Source organism: Campylobacter showae (assembly GCF_900573985.1).
In the GTDB taxonomy this organism is placed as follows: Bacteria; Campylobacterota; Campylobacteria; order Campylobacterales; family Campylobacteraceae; genus Campylobacter_A; species Campylobacter_A showae_E.
On record NZ_UWOK01000001.1, the window covers coordinates 25,812 to 45,809 of the forward strand.

Genomic DNA, 19,998 nt, shown 5'->3' on the forward strand with positions numbered 1-19,998 from the left:
TTGATTTAAGGGATAAATTTGAAGAAATTCGCACTCGGTTTTGCCGCTCTTTTCCTTGCCGTTTTCGTAAATTTTATTTACAAAAAGCTGTCTCGCCCTACTCATTTTACCGTCACTCCCGATACCAAAATAGACCCAAACTCCGAGCTAGCCAAATACGTAACGCAAGAGGAAGTGGACGATTTTGCTTTTAGATACTGGGGTATAGACGAATACGAGGAGCACAACGCCACCCTTAACGCTTTAAGAAATTTGCTGAAACTAAAAGATACGGATAAGATTTTAAATTTTATGACGAGAAACGGACTTAGCGCCGACGTAAAGATGAAGGCAAACACGACTCCGCTGATGTACGCTAGCTTTTACGATGACGAAGCCACGGCAAAAAGGTTGATAGATATGGGCGCAAACGCTCATGCGAAAGATAATTACAAACTCTCGCCCCTGGCCTACGCCATAGAAAACAACTCGACAAAGACCGCCAAGCTCTTGCTTGATAGCGGGGTTAAATTTAGCAATAAAGAAAAAATTCAAAGGTACTTAAAAGCGCCCCAAAACGATAGGATAAAAAGCTTGACTATCGACGGAGATAATATATTTGTAGAGTACGAAGTAAAATACGGTCAGAAAAACGCAGGCTCAAAAGGCTGGATATTGCCTTTTGATTATATTACCTTTGGCAACTTTACCGAGATGCTACAAATACTATTTAGTATGGGGTATTTTGACGAGAACGGCAACTATTTTAAAGATATGGAATATATGCCAAACTACGAACCTATGCTAAATTTGCTACTAGACAACAACGTTTCTGGACAACCTACTAAAGAGGAGCTAAAAGAGGCGTATGAAAAGTGTTATAAAAGTTATAGATGGCACGTTGATACGTGGAAAAAAGAAATAGACAAAAATCAGACCATACCTTTATTGATACGTATGTCTATAGAAAATGGAGAGCGGTATTGTCCAGATAAAGATGGGACATTTGGCGACACTCGCACATTTATGTACTGGGCAAACGAAAAAAATAAACTTAAAAATATGATAAACTTTTGGGATGGCTTAAAAAATAATCCATCCAAAGTAATCTATATCGACGCCAACATAAGTGGTCAAGATAAAGAAAAACTAATATCAAATAAACTAATCCAAAAACGAAGGAGCAAAAACGCCGCAGAGCGACGATAGCAGATCGCTATATGGCGCGGTAGGAGCAAGGAGATAGCCGACCGGCAAAAGTCAAATTTGACCGAAAGAGCGGTCAAATTTAAGCTAAATTTGACGAGTACTCACTCCTCGTCGGTCAAATTTTGAGCCTGAGCGGCGAAAAACGTATCACTGTGGATGTTTTCAAAAGCGGCCTTTAGCGAGACGAAAAGCTTTGGATTTTGCTTTTCTAAATTTGCCAAAAGCTCCTTGGTTTCGGCTCTAGCGTGAGGCATCTTGATATCAAATCGCATCGCGGGACACGCCTCGTCGCCGATAACCGTAAGCCCGTTTCGTACGGCGTTTTCGCGTAGCTGCCGCTCACGCACGAATATAAACGGCCTGATAACCTCGATCCCGTTTGCCGCAACGTATTTTGGAGCAAGCGTCCTAAGCGCGCCGTTATAAGTAAAATTCATAAAAAAGCTCTCGACCGCGTCGTCGAGGTGGTGGGCGATGGCGAGCTTGTTAAAGCCGTGTTCGAGCGCGTAGGTGTAGAGATAGCCGCGCCTCATACGCGAGAAAAAGCTGCAAAAGCTGGAGTTTTTGCGGATCTTGTCCTTTGATATCTCAAAGATCGAGCTATCGATCACGTCGTGCTCGATGCCGTGCTCGGCGCAGTGGCGCGTGAGATAGGCGTAGTCCTCGCCCATGCCGTAGCTTAGCGTCACGGCCTTAAACTCAAATTTTTCGGGCGTGACGTTTTGCATGTGTTTTAGCACATGCGCGAGCGCGAGGCTGTCCTTGCCGCCGCTAAGACCGAGCAAAATTTTATCCCCGCCGCGTACCATGCGGTATCTGGCGTTAGTCTGCCCGACTTGGCGCAGCAGACGCTTGCTAAGCTCTATCATAGCCGCTCGATCATCGCGAGTATGAACTGCGCGCTCACGTTTGCCGAGTCTTGTAAAAATTTATCGAAGTCAAACTCCGCACTGCCGCCTGCCTCGTCGCTAATCGCGCGAAGCACGAAAAACGGCACGCCTAGACTCTCGCAAACCAGCGCCACGCTAGCGCCCTCCATCTCGGCCGCATCGGCTTTGAAGGTCGCTTTTAGCCACTCTTTTTTAGCATTATCGCAGATAAACTGATCGCCTGTAGCTACGACGCCGCCTTTTAGCTCGATGCCTTTTTCGGCCGCGACTCTAGAAGCTAACGCATTTAGTGCGTCGTCGCTTTTGATAAAGATGCTGGTCTCAGGCACGTAGCCGTGCGGGTGTCCAAACGCCGTAATATCGACGTCGTGCTGCACGAGGCTAGTTGCGTAAAGCATATCGCCGATTTTCAAATTTGGATTTAGCGCGCCTGCGACGCCGGTAAAAAGTAGCTTCCTGGCGCCAAATTTCTCGATCATCGCGCTTGCGGTAAGAGCGGCATTTACCTTGCCGATCTTAGAGTAGGCGATCACAAGCTCTTTGCCGCCGAAATTTGCGAGGTAAAATACGTTATTTGCGTGCTTAACCTCTTTATAGTCCTTGATGAGCTCAAGCAGAGGAGCGACCTCCTCGCGCATCGCGCCTAAGATCGCTATCATTTAAGCTCCTTTAAAAGCTCTTCAAGACTGCCAAGATCGGTGACGCTAAATGTCGGCTTCTCGGTGATTTTTTTGTTGATGCCTTTTAGCACGCTACCGCCGAACTCCACGAATATATCGACTTCGTTTTCGATACTTTTGATGCTTTGTTTGTATAAAACGGGGCTAACGAGCTGGGCTTTTAGCAAATTTAGCGCTTCGTCTTTTGAGCCGTAAGGCTTCGCCGACGCGTTTGAAACGACTGGGTCAAATTTAGCGGCCAACGCTGGCTCTAGCTGCGCCGTTAGCTTCTCGCTAGCACTCTTTAAAAGCGGGCAGTGGCTGACGACGGACATGTTTAGAGGCAATACGCGTTTAGCGCCCGCTTCTTTAAACGCAGACTCAAATTTGGCGATATCTTCTTTTAGCCCCGCGATCACGATCTGGCCGTCGCAGTTGTAGTTCGCGGCGTAAATTTGATGGCCGTCCGCTTGCGCGTTTTTGCAAATTTGCTCTACCGTCTCGTCACTAAGACCCAAAATAACGCTCATCGTCACGTCTTTGCCCGTGCAGTCCTCTTGCATAAATTTACCGCGCAAATTTACGATCCTAAGCGAATCAACAAAATCAAACGCGCCGCTAACCGCAAGCGCGCTAAACTCGCCCAAAGAGTGTCCAAGTGCAAATTTAGGCTTTAAATTTACGCTTTGCTTTAGCGCGAGATAGCACATAAGCGAGTTTAAAACGATGGCCGGCTGGGTAAATTCGCTCCTATTTATGAGGTCGTTTTCGTTGAAAAGTAGATTTGAAAAGTCGATTTTTAGGCTATCGCTTGCATTTTGCAAAAGCTCGGCGGCTGGGCGGAAATTTTCGTAAATTTCCTTACCCATGCCGATGCTTTGCGAGCCTTGCCCCGGGAATATAAACGCCGCTCTCATCTAGATCCTCTTAGTGGCAACCGCATCCGCCGTCATCGTGATGATGACCGTGCCCGCCGCAGCAACCGCCTTCTTTGTGCTCATGATGGCCGTGGCCTCCGCAGCAACCGCCCTCGCCGTGATGATGGTCGTGGTCGTGCCCGCCGCATCCGCATGTGTGAGCACCGGCTACCATACCCGTAGCTATCTCGTCCTCTGTAGCGTCACGTTTGTCGAAAATTTGAACCTTAAACTCCAAATCTTTGCCTGCGTAAGGGTGGTTAAAATCAACCGTCACGTCGTCCTCGCCGATAGATTTTACTATCACGCGTACACTCTCGCCGTGCTCGCCTTGACCAAAAAGCTCCATGCCCTCTTTTAGCTCGATGCCTGCAAATTGCTCTTTAGGTAGCATCTGAACGGCGCTAGAGTCATACTCGCCACAAGCCTGCGCAGCCGGAATAACGATAACTTTTGTTTCGCCCTTTTCTAGTTTGGCGACCTCTTCTTCTAGTTTCTCGATGATATGTCCGCGGCCCGTTAAAAAGGAAATCTCCTGCCCTACTTGCATATTGGACTCTAAAATTTCGCCCGTTTTTGCGTCTTTTAGCTCATAAAACATAGCTATAACTTGTTCTTTCACGTTTTTCTCCTATTTATGAAAATAACGTGATTATATCGTTAAATTTATTAAATAAAGTTTTAGTTTCGAGTAGGTGCGGCTTTGGCTTCTTTGCTATCCGGATAGCCTAGTTTTAGCGCTTTGTAAAATTTATTCGCACTCGCCGTGTCTTTTATCTTATCAAAGCTAATAGCAGTGTGATAAAGAAGCTTTGGCGTATACTCGGCCTTGTCGTAGAGCTGGATACTTTGCTGGTAGTACTTTATGGCGTTGTTGTAAGCTTTCTGCTGATACGCTATCTCGCCGAGATAAAAATTCGCCATCGCAGGCTTATGATCTTTACTTAAAAGATATTCGTATCTAGCCTTTGCATCATCGAGCTTGCCTGCGTCAAATAGCTTTTTAGCTTCGCTTGCTACATCTTGATTTTTTTGTTTGGTAAAATCAATTTTCGGAGCTTGTGGCTCAGCAGCGGCTGGGCTATTGCTAGCTACCGGCTTGTCTTCATCGTTTTTTTTTGTGGTAGCAGGCGCAGCGTTGCTCTTATCTATCAAAGCACCCATATCCTTAAGGGCTTTGGTGATTTTAGCGTTGTTGGCCTCTTGTATTTTTCGGCTTTCTTCTACGTATTTTTTAAGCTCGTCAAAATCACTTTTTGCGGTAGAATTTCCGTCGTTTCCTTCAAGATCGTTTAGTCTTTTTTCTATTCTAGACATTCTTGAGTTTAGTCCGTCTAGTACGCTCTGCAAGCCTTCTAAGCGCTCTTGTATGGCATTTAAATTTGACTCGACGTCGCCCATATTTCTACTTAGATTTTCTACGTTTTGCTTGTTTTTTAGAAAAGTTTTTTCATTATCAGTCAAACCGTAGGGACTAGAGCTGTCCAAATTTCCAGCATCAAATACCGAAATTTCATTGGAAGCGGAATAAGAGAGAGTGGCTCCTATAAAAAGAGCCACGAAAGTTTTTAAATTCGTCATAAATCTAATTATGGAAGAACTTTAAATTCAGCACGTCTGTTTTGAGCGTCGCAAGCTTTTGTTTTGTCTGTGCAAACAGGATTGCTTTCGCCGTAGCTTACAACCGTGATTCTGTCAGCTGCAACGCCTTGTTTTACAAGCGCGTCTTTAGCAGCTTTTGCTCTTTTTAGACCAAGTGCATAGTTGTACTCATCTGTACCCCACTCGTCGCAGTTGCCCTCTACTTTTACAGAAAGAGCTTGAGCTTCTGATTGATTAAATAGACCTGCGTTTGTGTTGATAGCAGACTGCATGTCGCCTTTGATGTTAAATTTGTCAAAGTCAAAGTATACAGTTTGAACTTGACCTTCGATGCTTGAAATTAATTGTTGCAATCTCTCGCTATCGCTCATCATGTTATCGCTTGAGTTCATACCGCCCATATTTTGATTAGCGTCAGCGCTCATATCAACTTCAGGGTTTTTAGAGCTACAACCGCTCAACAATAAAGCTGCAATAGCAGCAGAAGTTAAAACTACTTTTTTCATTTTCATCCTTTTATAGAAATTTAACGTGATTATATCATAAAATTTACTAAATATTACCAATCAATAGACTGAATTTTACCGATTTTTAATGGAAATTGGAAACTTTTGTTCTCATTTACGCGAATTATACCAAGAGAACTCTGGCCGCCAAGCTCTTTGATAAACACTACGCTTTGTCCGTCGCTAGAAAATCTAGGGTATAAATTTTTACCGCTTGCAGTGAGCTGTCTAATGTAATCAGTCTGCGTAGAGATCATATATATGTTAAAATCTCTTGTTCCAAAGCTACTCTTACCGTCTTCTCTACTAGAATAAACTATATAGTTCTGATAGGTGCTGACGGAGTTGTTGTTTTTGCCGTGATAGACCAACTGCTCAAAACCGCTTCCATCTACATTTTGCGCGAAAACATTAGGATAGCCAAGTCTATCGGAAACGAAAACTACGCGTCTGTCGCCGTCAACGAAGTTGCCGTTGACGTCTATACCGCTATAGTTAGTTACCTGAGATAGTCTTTTTGAATTTAGATCGTATATATAGATATCAGGCTGATCTTGCGGAGCCATAGTTAGCAAAATTTTATCTCCGTTTTGGCTAACGTCGGAGGCTATAAGCATACCGCCCTTACTATCTAAAATTTTAGTTTTTTGGCCGCTCGCAACATCGTATCTATAAAGAACTAAGTTTCTACCGCTGTAATCAGAGTAGTAAAACGCGCTCTGATCAGCTCCTACCCATTTAGGAAATATATTCAAACCGCCGCGAACAAGTACTTTTTGGTAGGTTAAAGTGTAGTCGGCTATAACGATCTCGCTTTGCTTTGAACCGGTTCCTTTGGCAAAGATGATAAATTTCTCCATCCAGTTTACAGGTGGCATTTTTAGCTCGTTAATGAGCTCAACTATCGCTTTGTGTGCGATAAATGGATACTTTGCCCCGTCGTTCATATTGTAAATTTTCTCATACTGAGTGGTTGCCGTTTTTGCATTAATTAGCTTAACCCTGAGGGTTAGAGGCGAGTTTGCAGAGCCCTCAAGCGCGTATCTAAATATAAGCTGCGCACCCTTTTCGCTCATCACGTTCGTATTCGAGTCGCCTTCATAGCTACTGGCGATATATTCGTCCACAACCTCAAAATCAGAGCTGACCTTCAAGTCGCCCAACATAATTTTATGAAATTTGCTTTTAAAAGCCTGATCGCCGACAGCCGTTGTAGCGTCTTGAAGCACGATTTTTGGTAGGGCTAAGCCTTTGTTAACGACCGAAATGGTGGCGTCAACGGCAAAAAGCCAACTGGCAAAAGCAAGAAAAAGTAAAATTTTCTTCATTTCTCCTCCGTTATTCTAGTTTGTCTTCTAGTTTAGTTCCGAGCCTAACGGCTCTGCCTATCTGTGTAGGCGGCGGAAATTTCTCAAAAGTCATACTTTGCAAGAAATCCCTAACTTTGTTATTAAATTCGCTATTATACGATAACTTTTTTATATCGTAACTAAACGATCCATCAATACCAATGACGATCTCAACCTCCGCCTCATCGGTAGAATCGGCCTTATAAGCACTCCATTTACTCTGCAAAATTCTACTAATCATACCGAAGTATTCGTTGTATTCGCCTGTCATTTGCGACTTTGGAGTCTTGGCAACCTGATCTAAGGTAAGCGCATTTATAACGTCGCTAGCTTTTTTTTGCTGGCTCGTTATCTGGACTTTTTCCGGTTTTTTACGACTTTGCTCTTTTGGTTGCTCTTTTTTCTTAGCAACCTTATCTTCTTTTAGTTTAGAGGTGTCGATACTGCCGAATAAATCCTTTAAATTTGGCTCTTCGATCTTTTTTTCTTCAGGTTTTGGCGGCGCAGGATCCGGTTCAGGCGGCTTGTTTGTAGTGTCCGGCTTTGGCTCTTCTTTTTTAACCTCTTCCTTTACCGGTTGAGGTTTTTCCTCTTTTACAATCTCTTTTTTGGGCTCGGGTGCTTTTACGGTGATGTCAGGCTCGCGCTCAACTATCATAATATCCATAAAAGCATCTTTAGTATCGGTGTATTTTTTAGGCTCTTCCTTAAAATAGGTAAGCTTGATAAAAATACCGCTTATGATACAAAGGTAAAGAAAAGCCGATAGTAAGAAGTAACCGGAAGTGTTAAATTTGAGATCAAATTTATCCATTAGTCTGGAGCGCTACCTTTGTAAAGCCTGCGTTTTTTACGCTCTTTAAAACAAACATCACATCATCGTATATGAGGCTTTTGTCGGCCTTAATATAAACAGGCGAGTTTTTATCGTATTTTGCCCCGATAAGCACTATATTGTCAGGAAGTTCGCGCAAATTCATGGTATTTTGATCTATTCTAACCTTTTTTGTGGCATCAACGATAACAGTCAAATCTTTTTTTTGAGCCGAGGATGTTTTAGTTTTTGAGCCGTCCGGTAGCAAAATTTGCTCCTCATAAACGATAGTAGGCGTCGTAACCATAAGGATCGCCAGCAAAACAAGCATGATATCCACGAGCGGAGTTATGTTTAGCTCCGGAGTTTCGTCGAGATTTATCATTGATCTTCTTTAAGCGTTACTAGGATATCGACTTCGCGCCTGATGACGCCCATGAGCTCGTAAGCTTTTCGTTTGATAAGCAAGCTAAACGTATAAGCGGGAATTGCTACAAATATACCTGCTCCGGTAGCCACGAGAGCCTCACTAATAGCTGGAGCAATAACTCCTAACGACGAATTTCCTCCGCCTTGACCAAGCTGAGAAAATGTCTCCAAGATAGAAACAACCGTACCGAAAAGTCCGATAAAAGGCGATGTAGAGGCGATGATGCTAAGCCAAGTGATGCCGCTAGTGGCATTTCTTTCCGAGATACTAACGGCAACCGAAAGCTTTTCTTTGGACACGGAGCCACTTACGAATCTTTTTAAAACAGAGCCGTTTAGAGTATGTTTAGAGCCGCCCATTAACAGCGACTCAAGCGCATTTTGCTCTTTTTTTTGCCAAGAGCTAAGCCCTGCCATACGAGACAAAAGTATGGTAAGGCTTATTATGAAATAAAAAGAGAGCCAACTAAGTACGAATATAGTGATAAAACTACTTCTTGATAAGTAGTTCAAAAAAATATCAAGCCCAGCCACTATCTTGTCCGAGCCATACTATCTAGTTTTGCTACGGCAGCGGCCATAGCGTTGTTCTCGCTGCTCATGCTAGCGATCAGATCCTTCGCCTTTTGCAATGAATTTGCTATCTCGCTCTCGGAATTTCCAGACACGTGAACGGCACCGTCGGCAAGGATGGTCGCCTTACCCTCGTTTATCTCGGCATATCCCCAGTTTATCGCGACGGCATCATGGCTTTTATCTTCGCTCTCGATGTCTATAACGCCGGCTTTCAAAAGCGAAATAAGCGAAGCGTGCCCGGGCAAAACCCCGAACTCACCCTCACTACCAGGCAAAACTACGCTTTTGATATCGTTTGAAAACACTAAACCCTCAGGCGTAACGATTTCTAAATGTAATTTATTCATTACTTTTTCCTTTAAATTTAGGCTTTAAGTTTTTCAGCTTTTGCTATCGCCTCGTCGATGTTTCCTACCATATAAAATGCATTTTCCGGCAAATCATCATATTTACCTTCCAAAATTCCCTTAAAGCCAGCAATATTCTCCTCAAGACTTACGTATTTACCAGGGCTTCCCGTAAATACCTCGGCAACGAAGAACGGCTGAGATAAAAACCTCTCAATCTTTCTAGCGCGGTCAACTGTGACCTTATCTTCTTCGCTAAGCTCGTCCATACCAAGGATAGCGATGATGTCTTGGAGGTCTTTATATTTTTGTAAAACCGCCTGCACGCCGCGAGCTACTTTATAGTGCTCACCGCCCAAAATTTGAGGATCGAGCATTCTTGATGTCGAATCAAGCGGATCGACCGCAGGATAAATTCCCTTTTCCGCGATAGCTCTGTTTAGAACGGTAGTCGCATCAAGGTGTGCGAAAACGGTCGCAGGAGCCGGGTCGGTAAGGTCGTCTGCAGGGACATAAACAGCCTGGACCGAAGTAATTGAACCTTTTTTAGTTGATGTAATTCTCTCTTGGAATTTACCCATTTCGCTCGCCAAAGTCGGCTGATAACCAACGGCAGACGGGATACGTCCAAGAAGTGCCGACATCTCTGCACCCGACTGGGAGAAACGGAAGATGTTATCAATAAACATCAAAACGTCAAGTCCCATCTCGTCGCGGAAATACTCAGCCATTGTAAGACCTGTTAGAGCGATACGGTTTCTTGCCCCTGGTGGCTCGTTCATTTGGCCGTAGCACAAGGCAACTTTGTCCAAAACGTTACTTTCCTTCATCTCGTGATAAAGGTCGTTTCCTTCGCGAGTTCTTTCGCCAACGCCAGCAAATACAGAATAGCCGCTGTGTTTAAATGCAACGTTGTGGATAAGCTCCATGATAATAACCGTTTTGCCAACGCCGGCACCGCCGAATAGTCCAACCTTACCTCCCTTTGCATAAGGAGCCAAAAGGTCAACTACTTTTATGCCCGTTTCAAAAATTTCACTTTTTGTGCTTTGCTCTTCAAACGGCGGAGGATCACGGTGGATAGACCATTTTTTGTCAAATTCTACACCTTCGCCTTCGTCGATTAGATCGCCGACGACGTTGAAAATTCTGCCTAAAACTTTTTCGCCAACCGGAACGCTAATAGGCGCACCAAGAGCCGTAGCCTCAAGGCCTCTGGTTAAACCTTCGCTCATATCCATGGCGATCGTTCTTACGCGGTTATCGCCAAGGTGCGCGGCAACCTCTAGCACAAGTCTATTTTGCTTGCCCTCAACCTCGAAATTTACTTCGACGGCTTCGTTGATCTTGGGTAAATAATCCGTGAAATCGACGTCGACTACCGGACCCATTACCTGAGAAATGATACCTTTCATCCATACTCCTTAATTATTTCATTGATTCGACGCCACTGATGATCTCGATAAGCTCAGTGGTGATAGACTCTTGGCGAGCCTTATTATACGATAGTTTTAGCTGTGCGACGCGCTCTTTGGCGTTATTAGTCGCATTATCCATCGCTTGCATTCTAGCGCTATGCTCAGCCGCAAGGCTATCAACTAAAGCGTAATACATACTATACTCGAAATACTTCGTAAGTAGTTCGTTTAAAATTTTACCGTCATCGCTTGGCTCAAATTCCATCAAAGAATTCGTCTCAACTTCGACTAGTTTTGGCGGCTCGACCGGCACGATATCGTTTATTCGAATTTGTTGAGAGATCATGTTATTGTAGCCGTTATGTACCAAAATAACCTTATCTGTCGCACCGCTTATAAAGTCGTCTATCGCGTCTTTTATGATATTTTGAGCTTTCTCATAAGTCGGAGATGAACTAACGCCGACGTATTTTTCAAGCAAATTTATACCCTGGAAGCTAAAAAATTCTATACCTTTTTTACCTACCGCACGAAGTCTAATCTTTACTTTTTTCGCCTTAAATTCGTTAATCATATTTCTAACGGTTTTAATAGTCTGAATATTAAAACCGCCGCAAAGACCCTTGTCCGCGGTAACGAATATAATATCGACCTTCTCAATATTCTCCTTAACGTCGAAAAATTTACTCTCGGCGTTTACGGAGCGATATTGATTGATCTTGTAGGCGATTTCAGATAAAACTTCGTTGATCTTGAGCGCATAAACCCTAGAGTGACGAGCAGCTTCTTCAGCCTTGCGAAGTTTGGCTGTAGATACCAGCTTCATCGCGCGCGTCGTCTTTTGGGTGTTTTGGACGCTCTTGATCTTTCGTTTTATATCTTTTAAATTTGACATATTCTAGCCTTAGTTAGCAGCAAACGTCGCTTTAAAGTCTTTTAGCGCCTTATGCAAAAGCTCCTCGATCTCTTTGTCAAGTGCTTTTTTTGTTCGAATTTGCTCGAAAATTTCAGGATACTTCGCCTCAATATAAGGATAAAGCTCAGCTTCAAATTTTGTAACAGCTACGGTCGGAATATCGTCTAGATAGCCTTTCGTGCCGGCAAAGATGATAACGACTTGCTTTTCAACGGCAAGCGGGCTGTAAGGAGGCTGTTTTAATACCTCGACCATCCTCTGACCGCGCTCGAGCTGTTTTCTAGAGCTTTCGTCAAGGTCGCTCGCAAACTGTGCAAACGCTTGAAGCTCGCGGTATTGCGCAAGGTCAAGTCTCAATGTTCCAGAAACTTGTTTAGTTGCCTTTATCTGGGCCGCGCCGCCGACGCGAGAAACCGAAAGGCCGACGTTGATCGCAGGGCGAATACCTGAGTTAAATAGATCGGACTCAAGGAAAATTTGACCGTCGGTGATAGAAATAACGTTTGTTGGAATATACGCTGAAACGTCGCCCGCTTGCGTCTCGATAATAGGAAGCGCCGTTAGAGAACCTGCGCCAAGCTTATCATTTAGCTTAGATGCGCGCTCTAGCAAACGAGAGTGTAGATAGAAAACGTCACCAGGATAAGCTTCACGACCCGGCGGTCTGCGAAGAATCAAGCTCATTTCGCGGTATGCGACGGCGTGTTTTGAAAGATCGTCGTAGATGATTAGGGCGTGGCGAGAGTTGTCTCTGAAATATTCGCCCATTGTTACGCCCGCATAAGGAGCTAGGTACTGAAGCGCAGCAGCGTCGGAAGCGCCTGCATTTACCACGATAGTGTACTCCATAGCACCGTACTCTTCAAGCTTTTTAACGACTTGCGCGACTGTTGATTGTTTTTGTCCGATCGCTACGTAGATACAAATAACGTCTTGACCTTTTTGGTTGATAATTGTGTCTATCGCAACGGTAGTTTTACCTGTTTGGCGGTCGCCGATGATGAGCTCGCGTTGTCCTCGGCCGATCGGCACTAGCGCGTCGATAGCCTTGATCCCTGTTTGAAGCGGCTCATGAACGCTCTTTCTAGCCATGATACCTTTTGCTTTTTCCTCGACGAATCTAGTCTCGCTAGCTTCGATCGGGCCCTTGGCGTCTATCGGCTCGCCGAGTGAATTTACGACGCGGCCTATCAAAGCATCGCCCACAGGAACGCGCAAAAGCTTAGCTAGGCGTTTTACGCTTGATCCCTCTTTGATACCGTCCGTTTTACCCAAGATAACGATACCGACGCTGCTTTCCTCTAGGTTTAGAGCCATGCCTTTTTCGCCGTTCTCAAACTCGACCATCTCGCCGGCCATAACGTTTTTTAGGCCGTAAACGTTAGCAACGCCGTCGGCTACGGATATAACCTTGCCCGTCTCGTTTACATCGACGTTAAGGCTGAAATTTTCAATCCTTTCCTTGATGATGGCGCTGATTTCATCTGCTTTTATTTTTGCACTCACGCTTTTTCTCCTTTATATTGCTTTTAATATGTATTCGCTCATTTGGGCTTTTAGCCTATCTACTGAAAAGCTAGCCTCCACGCCCAAATCATCTAGTTCGATCTTGATACCGTTGTAGTCGCTTTTTACCGGCTCTAAAATGATTTTTGCGTTAAATCTCTTAGAAAAGCTGCTTTCAAGCTCTGAAATTTGAGCCTGGCTGATCTGAGAGCCTCCGTAAATTTTACCGTAAAAAACATTATCCATTTTTGATTTTTGCGCTAAAAGCTCCGAAACGATATTAGGCAAAATATCAAGTCTTTTATTTTCGCCGAGTAGCTTTATGAAATTTACAAATTTTTGATCCGCCTCATCGACTAAAGATAGGACGAAATCCGCTTTTTGGCTATTTTTTAAATTCGGCGAAACGATGATGTTTTGAAATTTCTCATTTGCAAATGCGTTTGCGATCTCTTGTAGCTTGGCGGTAAAGCTATTAAACTCATCTTTGCTAAGGTCGCTAACTAGGGCTTTTACGTATTTTTTTGCGATAAGTTCTTTCATCAGCCGACCCTTTTAAGCATGATATTTATAAGCTCACTTTGATCCATTTTAACGCTGTCGCTTGCGAAGATTTCATTTAAAATTTCGCCTACGACGGACTTAACCATGCGTCTTTTTTCAAATTCTTTTTGATCTTGGAAGCTTTTTTCCAAATTTGCGACCTCTTGTCTAGTCTCTTCTTTGATGCGTTCAGAGATCAAAACGGCCTCTTTTCTAGCGGTTTCTACTAGGCTAGCGGCATTTGCTTTAGCCTCTTCTACGCGTCTTAGAGCATTGTCTTTTTTGGCTTTTGAGTCTTTTAGTTTTTGCTCGATATTATCAAGTCTTGCCGCGATACCGGCGATTCTTCCCTTATATGCGTTCTTAATAGGGTTTGCTATGAAATAATACAAAATTGCGGCAAAAACGATAAAGTTTATCGTTCTAGGTACGATGTCGTATCCGCCGTCAGCCATCAAAACAAAAGGACATAATAAAAGTAAAATTTTGCTTTTCATATTAAATCCTTGCGAGTTTTGCTTTTAAAGCAGCTTGAAGTTCAGGCAGTTTTTGCTGCAAATCAGCTCTAAAATCGCTCTTTTGAGAGTTTAAATTTTGGATAAAAGCATCGTAATCAGCCTCCAAAACTCCGCGCTTTTCGCTGACTATCTTAGCGGCCGCGTCTTTTGCGGCATTAATAGCCTCCTGCTTGATCTTGCCGGCCTCGCTTCTTGCGGCAGCTATGAGCTGTTCTATCTGCGCTTCATACACGCCAAGATCACTCGTATTTTTACTAGCGCTCTCTTCGTCATTTTTTATCGCATCGTTTCTAGCGTCTATAAATTTAAGTAGAGGCTTGTAAAGGATGAAATTTAAAACGGCGATAAGCCCTAGAAAAATAACTGCCGTTAGGACAACTAGCGGCAAATTAATTTCCAACATCAAATCTCCTTAAAGTTTAATATTTTCTTAAGCATAACAAAACCGTGCTTATTTTACAAAAAAAAAGGATAAAACAAGCTAAATTTAAACAAATATTTTTATTTTATCTTGTTTATTAGCCTATCGATATCAGCTATATCATCAAATTCGATAGTGATTTTTTTGCCTTTTATCTTAATTGGTACGTCAAATTTAGAAAAAATCTCTTTTAAATTCGTTAGTCTTTCAAGGTACCTCTCATCTAGCTTAAGTGCGGCTTTAGGCGGTAATTTATTTTTTAGATTTTTGACCAAATTTTCCGTCTCGCGCACGCTAAGACGCTGCCCGATGATAGTATCAACCGCCGTTTTTTCATCGTTTGGATCAAGCCCCACGATGACTTTGGCGTGCCCCTGCGTTAGTTTGCCCTCTTTTATATACTCCTGCGTTACGGCGCTAAGGCTCAAAAGCCGCATCGTATTTGTTATCTGAACCCTGCTTTTGTGAATGATGTTTGCAAGCCCGTCCTGCGTAATTTTGTATTCGTCTATGAGCTCTTTGTAGGAATTGGCAAGCTCGATCGGATTTAAGTCTTCTCTTTGGATATTTTCTATGAGTGCTAGTTCGCGAAGGCTTTGGCTTTCGATGTCGGCGACTATAGCCTTTATCTTACTTTCGCCTAGCAGCTTAGTCGCACGAAATCTCCTTTCGCCCGCGATCAGCATATATCCGCCGTCTTTTTCTATAACGATTATCGGCTGGATAAGACCATGTCTTTTGATACTTTCGCTAAGCTCTCTTAGCGCCGTTTCGTCGAAATTTTTACGCGGCTGATACGGGTTTTCGGTAATCAACTCAAGGTCTATTTCTTTTATTATTTCGCTGTTACCTTCGTTTATTTCGGCTTTATACGCTAGCTCTACATCACCCAAAATCGCTTCTAGTCCGCGCCCTAGTCCGCCTTTTTTAGCCATTCGTTATCCTAAAATACAGCATGCTAAATTTTGATACGCTACCGAGCCGGGTGATTTTATGTCGTATAAAATCACTGGCTTACCAAAGCTCGGGCTTTCGGCAAGCTTTACGTTTCGCGGTACTATTACGAATTCATCACCCATATCCTTGTTTTTAAACAGTTTATTTTCAAAATGCTGCTTTAAATTTGCCACCGTTTCCTTGGCGAGGTTATTTTGCGAACTGTACATAGTCGGCAAAAAGCCTTTTATATTTAGCTTCGGATTTATGGTTTTTTTGATGATTTTTACCGTATTTAAAATTTGTGCAAGCCCCTCTAATGCGTAAAATTCGCACTGTATCGGGATTATCACGCTATCGCTAGCACTTAGTGCGTTTACGGTGATACTGCCTAGCGCCGGAGGACTGTCGATGATGATAAAATCGTACTGCCCCTCAACCTCCTCTATCTTGCTTTTTAGTATCTTTTGATAGTCTTTGTTTTGTTCGCTTAGTTCTTGCTCTATACCCACGAGACCGATGTTTGAAGGCGCTAGAAAAAGCGTCGGTATCTCGGTTTTTAGCACTATTTGAGAGAGTTTTTTACGACCGGTGAGCACGTGATAGATGTTGTACTCGTAGTCGTTTCTGCTAAAGCCCATTCCTGTCGTCGCATTTGCTTGCGGATCGATGTCGATGAGTAGGACTTTTTTTTCGGCTACCGCTAGCGATGCAGCCAAATTTACCGCCGTAGTCGTCTTTCCGACGCCGCCTTTCTGGTTTGCGATAGTTATAATTTCACACATGAGAATTTTCCAATTTTTTTGTTTTTTAATTGATTAATTTTACAAAAAACTTACTTTGTCCAAGTTTAGTTTCGGCTTTAAAATTTCTGAAAGAATTTCGCGGTGCGTATCCGCCGATATTTTGTAAAAATATTAAATTTTACGTCAAATTTAAGCAAATTTATCTGAGCGAAAAAACCCTTCGCCCATCTATGTCCAAAGATCCGTCAGATAGGAGTTTTGCGTCTTTGAGCGCCACTTCTTCGCCCTCAAAGTGCGTGATAAATTCTCTTGATTTTTCAAATTCGCTCTCAAATTTTTTAAAAATTTCCGCCCAAGACGGAGCCGTTTGCAGCCTCTTGCAAAACTCTCCGACCGCGGCGCTAGGACTCACGTCTATATCTAAAATTCCGGCGTTTTCGGGCGCGTTTTTTAGATTTATACCCATGCCGCAAACGTAAATTTCGCCGACTCTCGTCGTCAAAGTTCCGCCGATTTTTTTGTCGTCGACGTAAAAATCGTTCGGCCATTTTAGCCAAATTTGCGAGCCGCGAGCCGCGAGCACTTCGCGCATTATCACCGAAAAGTAAATCGACGCCGACTCGCCTTTTAGATCGGCGGGCAGCGCCGTCTCGCTCATGCAAAACGAAAAAAATAGATTGCCTTCCAGTCCACTCCACGTGTTGTTTCTGCTGCCGATACCCTGCGTCTGCTCTTTTGACACGAGCGCAAAAGGCGGCTGTATTTCGCCGTTTCGCAGTCCTTCGACCAGAACTTTTTGCGTAGATGGGACGCTATCTGCGAACTCTATTCTCAAATTTTATTCCTTTTAAATTTGCTGTTTTATTTTACATTGCGAGCGCATTAGTATCATAAATTTACAAGGCAAGCTTCGCTCGGCTCAAATTTATGATACTATATCGCCGACACCGAGCCGCTTGCCGTTTAGATAGGCGCTAGCGTCCACCGGCTTTTTGCCCGGCTCTTGCACCTTTATGATCTTAACCGCACCCTCACCGCAAGAAACGCAAAAGCCGAGCTTATCGACGCTTAAAATTTCGCCAACGCGTTCAAATTTACGCCCGCGAGATTCGCGTAAGATTTCTAAATCCAAAATTTTGAGCCCGCTAGCTAGATAAATCCCCGGCCATGGCGTCAGCGCGCGAAATTTATTATAAATTTGCTGTGCGCTTTGTTCAAAGCCAAAAAGTCCGTCAGATTTTGCGATTTTTTTGCAGTGCGTGGCCTGCGCGTCGTCCTGCCTAAGCGGTGTCAAATTTGCAAAATTTCGCAGCGTTTTTACGATCAGCTCACCCGCCAGATCCCCGAGCTCGTCAAACAGCTGCGCCGCCGTTTTGTCCTCGCAAGGCGTGTAGGCAAAATCAAGCATATCGCCCGTATCAAGCCCCGCATCCATCAGCATCGCCGTCACGCCCGTCTGCTTCTCGCCCGCTAGTAGCGCGCTTTGGATCGGGCTCGCGCCGCGATATTTTGGCAGGATCGAGGCGTGCAGATTTATGCAAGGCGCGATGTCAAGGATAGCCTGCGGCAGAATTTTACCGTATGCCGCAACCACGATAAAATCAGGCTTTAGCTCTTTTATCTGCGCCGTGACCGCCTCGTCTCTTAAAGTCACAGGCTGAAAGATCGGCACGGCGGGCAGGTGCTGCTGCGCGTAAGTTTTCACCTCGCTCGGAGTTAAAATTTGCTTCCTGCCCACAGGCTTATCGGGCTGCGTAAAGACGGCCGCGATGTCAAATTTCGCCTCGGTAAGCGCGCGTAAAATTTTAGCCGCATACTCGGGCGTTCCCATAAAAACTATATTCATTCTTTTCCTTTAAATTTAGCCAAATCACGGCGCGAGCGATCACACGAGCGCCGACCGCGCGCAAAATAAATATTACGCAACCGCGAAGCAAACCAGAGTCCATACTCGCCCGCGCGCTATTTGACGGCGGATTGATTTTCATCTCCGCTTTGATCCTTCCACGGCCAAAAAGCACACGGATCTTCGGACCAATAAATCTTTGCGGACGGTTTCGCCCCCAGCTCATCTAGGCTAATCTTGCCGTCACGATTAGCATCGAGCCTCTTAAATTCCGAGCCCGAGCGCAGATTTAACTCTACTCTCAGCCCAGACGGCACCTCGCTAGCCGCCCACTCATCCAGGCTTAGCGCGCCGTCGCGATCCTTGTCGTTAAAGTCCATAAAATTCGGCACCGGATCGGCGGTATCACAACCGTATGCGCCGAAGCATAAAAATACTAGAATAAAAATTTTATTCATTTCGCTTCCTTAAATTTTATCTTTTTGCGACGCTTACGAGCGATAAATATAAAATTTACCCACATATTCGGGCGCGCTTAGGGCCCGCGTTCGTCAAAGACCTCTACGGCGCGGCTTTAGCGCAATCTACAGCTCCTTTTTAAGTAGTTCAAGCAGGTTAAATTTTAGCTCGTTTATATTTTGTCCCGTCGCCGAAGATATCGGCATCACAAAAAACGGCTTGGCGGCGTCAAATTCATAAATATCTTGCTTAAATTTTATCTCGCCCGCCGTGCCTACAAGCCCCAAATGCGACAAAAACGCGTCAAATTTTTCCTGCAAATTTTCGGCCGCGTCCGCGCGGGTTAGAGCGATCGCGTAGTCTCTTTTTGCTAGCTCGCCGGAAAATTTCGCCGTCTCGGCTCGCAGTGCGTCAAACTGCTCCTCAAGGCTGCGGTAGTTTGCAAGATCGAGCATAAAAAGCAAAATTTTCGTGCGTTCGACATGCTTTAAAAACTGCACGCCAAGGCCTCGCCCCTCGCTTGCGCCCTCGATGATGCCCGGGATATCGGCCATGACAAAGCCGCTGTATTCATCGACCTCGACTAGGCCTAGCTTTGGCGTGAGCGTGGTAAATTCGTAGTTTGCGATCTGCGGTTTGGCGTTTGAGACGGTCGAGATCAGCGTGCTTTTACCGACGTTTGGAAGGCCCACGAGCCCCACGTCGGCAATGAGCTTAAGCTCCAGCCTCACCTCGCGTGTTTCGCCATCAAGGCCTTTTTGTGCGTATTCGGGAGCTTGATTGATCGAGCTTTTAAAATGCACGTTGCCAAGCCCGCCTTTACCGCCTTTTAAAAATAGCTCGCGCTGCCCCTCGCTGGTTAGATCACAGAGTAGCTCGCCCGTCTCGGCATCCAGCACCGCGGTACCTGGAGGCACGATGAGCTCGAGATGCTCGCCTCTTTTGCCGTGCATTCTCCGCCCCGTACCCGCCTCGCCGTTTTGCGCGCGCATGGCCTTTTTGCCTTTATACGCCGCCAGCGTGTGCGTGTTGTTATCGGCGACGAAATATACATCCCCGCCGTCGCCGCCGTCGCCGCCGTCCGGTCCGCCTAAAATCACGTGTTTTTCGCGGCGAAAGCTCACCGATCCGGCCCCGCCGTGACCCGAGCTTAGAGTTAAATTTACGCTATCTATAAACATTTTTTGCCTTAGTTTTTAAATTTTATTCTATTATTTTTAGTTTGTTATTTTGCGAAATTTTCGGATTATATCGGTTTATTGATTAAAATTTGATTTGCCGAAAAGTTCAAATGATTTGCCAAGTACTGTTATTGGCACGATATAAATTTGCGCAATTTGGGTCAAATTTTAAAAATTGACAAATAACGTAACGATTATTTATTAGGTAAAAGCTTTTTAGATTTTAAAAAT

General features: G+C 44.4%; 24 protein-coding genes. 1 reads left to right on the forward strand and 23 read right to left on the reverse strand.

The features are described from left to right. Positions 1–18: 18 nt before the first annotated feature. On the forward strand, positions 19–1,188 hold the full coding sequence (locus tag EE116_RS00140) for an ankyrin repeat domain-containing protein (protein ID WP_122872719.1): 1,170 nt from the start codon (positions 19–21) through the stop codon (positions 1,186–1,188). Positions 1,189–1,289: 101 nt separating this feature from the next. Here the strand turns inward: EE116_RS00140 and EE116_RS00145 are convergent, their stop codons facing one another. The 23 genes from EE116_RS00145 to obgE form a co-directional block, all read right to left on the reverse strand. After that, positions 1,290–2,057 (reverse strand): tRNA 2-thiocytidine biosynthesis TtcA family protein, encoded by a 768-nt coding sequence (locus EE116_RS00145; RefSeq protein WP_122872720.1) that lies wholly within the window; start codon positions 2,055–2,057, stop codon positions 1,290–1,292. After that, positions 2,054–2,737: a 5'-methylthioadenosine/adenosylhomocysteine nucleosidase gene (locus EE116_RS00150; RefSeq protein ID WP_122872721.1), complete on the reverse strand. Its 684-nt coding sequence runs from the start codon at positions 2,735–2,737 to the stop codon at positions 2,054–2,056. Before EE116_RS00150 ends, EE116_RS00145 begins: the two co-directional genes overlap by 4 nt. Then, a complete protein-coding gene (gene fabD / locus EE116_RS00155) occupies positions 2,734–3,654 on the reverse strand; it encodes an ACP S-malonyltransferase (RefSeq protein ID WP_122872722.1) in 921 nt (306 codons plus the stop codon). The genes EE116_RS00150 and fabD overlap by 4 nt, the downstream gene beginning before the upstream one ends. 10 nt (positions 3,655–3,664) lie before the next feature. Continuing rightward, a complete protein-coding gene (locus EE116_RS00160; protein ID WP_122872723.1) occupies positions 3,665–4,276 on the reverse strand; it encodes an FKBP-type peptidyl-prolyl cis-trans isomerase in 612 nt (203 codons plus the stop codon). Between the two features lie 59 nt (positions 4,277–4,335). Then, on the reverse strand, positions 4,336–5,235 hold the full coding sequence (locus EE116_RS00165; protein ID WP_122872724.1) for a tetratricopeptide repeat protein: 900 nt from the start codon (positions 5,233–5,235) through the stop codon (positions 4,336–4,338). 8 nt (positions 5,236–5,243) lie between these two features. Continuing rightward, the gene (locus EE116_RS00170) at positions 5,244–5,762 is read right to left on the reverse strand and encodes an OmpA family protein (protein WP_039895131.1); all 519 of its coding nucleotides are present in this window, start codon (positions 5,760–5,762) and stop codon (positions 5,244–5,246) included. A 53-nt stretch (positions 5,763–5,815) separates the two neighbouring features. Then, positions 5,816–7,090 (reverse strand): Tol-Pal system protein TolB, encoded by a 1,275-nt coding sequence (gene tolB, locus EE116_RS00175; RefSeq protein ID WP_122872725.1) that lies wholly within the window; start codon positions 7,088–7,090, stop codon positions 5,816–5,818. A 10-nt stretch (positions 7,091–7,100) separates the two neighbouring features. Next, entirely contained in the window at positions 7,101–7,925 is an 825-nt protein-coding gene (locus EE116_RS00180) for a TonB C-terminal domain-containing protein (RefSeq protein ID WP_122872726.1), read from the reverse strand. Then, positions 7,918–8,310: a biopolymer transporter ExbD gene (locus EE116_RS00185; RefSeq protein WP_009494953.1), complete on the reverse strand. Its 393-nt coding sequence runs from the start codon at positions 8,308–8,310 to the stop codon at positions 7,918–7,920. The genes EE116_RS00180 and EE116_RS00185 overlap by 8 nt, the downstream gene beginning before the upstream one ends. Further along, on the reverse strand, positions 8,307–8,771 hold the full coding sequence (locus EE116_RS00190; RefSeq protein ID WP_420886353.1) for a MotA/TolQ/ExbB proton channel family protein: 465 nt from the start codon (positions 8,769–8,771) through the stop codon (positions 8,307–8,309). Before EE116_RS00190 ends, EE116_RS00185 begins: the two co-directional genes overlap by 4 nt. A 116-nt stretch (positions 8,772–8,887) precedes the next feature. Next, entirely contained in the window at positions 8,888–9,277 is a 390-nt protein-coding gene (gene atpC, locus EE116_RS00195; RefSeq protein WP_002952434.1) for an ATP synthase F1 subunit epsilon, read from the reverse strand. Between the two features lie 17 nt (positions 9,278–9,294). Beyond that, positions 9,295–10,692: a F0F1 ATP synthase subunit beta gene (gene atpD, locus EE116_RS00200; protein ID WP_002947477.1), complete on the reverse strand. Its 1,398-nt coding sequence runs from the start codon at positions 10,690–10,692 to the stop codon at positions 9,295–9,297. A gap of 13 nt (positions 10,693–10,705) precedes the next feature. Beyond that, the gene (gene atpG / locus EE116_RS00205; protein ID WP_009494955.1) at positions 10,706–11,590 is read right to left on the reverse strand and encodes an ATP synthase F1 subunit gamma; all 885 of its coding nucleotides are present in this window, start codon (positions 11,588–11,590) and stop codon (positions 10,706–10,708) included. Between the two features lie 9 nt (positions 11,591–11,599). Next, positions 11,600–13,117, reverse strand: coding sequence for a F0F1 ATP synthase subunit alpha (gene atpA / locus EE116_RS00210; RefSeq protein ID WP_002952438.1), 1,518 nt, complete (start codon positions 13,115–13,117; stop codon positions 11,600–11,602). A 12-nt stretch (positions 13,118–13,129) separates the two neighbouring features. Next, positions 13,130–13,660, reverse strand: coding sequence for a F0F1 ATP synthase subunit delta (locus tag EE116_RS00215; RefSeq protein WP_122872728.1), 531 nt, complete (start codon positions 13,658–13,660; stop codon positions 13,130–13,132). Continuing rightward, positions 13,660–14,157: a F0F1 ATP synthase subunit B gene (locus EE116_RS00220; protein WP_122872729.1), complete on the reverse strand. Its 498-nt coding sequence runs from the start codon at positions 14,155–14,157 to the stop codon at positions 13,660–13,662. The genes EE116_RS00215 and EE116_RS00220 overlap by 1 nt, the downstream gene beginning before the upstream one ends. A gap of 1 nt (position 14,158) precedes the next feature. Further along, positions 14,159–14,581 carry a F0F1 ATP synthase subunit B family protein gene (locus tag EE116_RS00225; protein WP_122872730.1) on the reverse strand — a complete coding sequence of 141 codons (423 nt, stop codon included), beginning with the start codon at positions 14,579–14,581 and terminating at the stop codon, positions 14,159–14,161. A 98-nt stretch (positions 14,582–14,679) separates the two neighbouring features. Next, entirely contained in the window at positions 14,680–15,534 is an 855-nt protein-coding gene (locus tag EE116_RS00230; RefSeq protein ID WP_122872731.1) for a ParB/RepB/Spo0J family partition protein, read from the reverse strand. Positions 15,535–15,537: 3 nt separating this feature from the next. Continuing rightward, positions 15,538–16,320, reverse strand: coding sequence for a ParA family protein (locus EE116_RS00235; RefSeq protein ID WP_002947459.1), 783 nt, complete (start codon positions 16,318–16,320; stop codon positions 15,538–15,540). 160 nt (positions 16,321–16,480) lie between these two features. Then, positions 16,481–17,116 carry a biotin--[acetyl-CoA-carboxylase] ligase gene (locus EE116_RS00240; RefSeq protein ID WP_122872732.1) on the reverse strand — a complete coding sequence of 212 codons (636 nt, stop codon included), beginning with the start codon at positions 17,114–17,116 and terminating at the stop codon, positions 16,481–16,483. Between the two features lie 90 nt (positions 17,117–17,206). Continuing rightward, entirely contained in the window at positions 17,207–18,127 is a 921-nt protein-coding gene (gene fmt, locus EE116_RS00245) for a methionyl-tRNA formyltransferase (RefSeq protein ID WP_122872733.1), read from the reverse strand. Positions 18,128–18,243: 116 nt separating this feature from the next. Then, entirely contained in the window at positions 18,244–18,585 is a 342-nt protein-coding gene (locus EE116_RS00250) for an EF-hand domain-containing protein (RefSeq protein ID WP_122872734.1), read from the reverse strand. 126 nt (positions 18,586–18,711) lie between these two features. Beyond that, positions 18,712–19,767: a GTPase ObgE gene (gene obgE, locus EE116_RS00255; RefSeq protein ID WP_122872735.1), complete on the reverse strand. Its 1,056-nt coding sequence runs from the start codon at positions 19,765–19,767 to the stop codon at positions 18,712–18,714. Positions 19,768–19,998 lie beyond the last annotated feature (231 nt).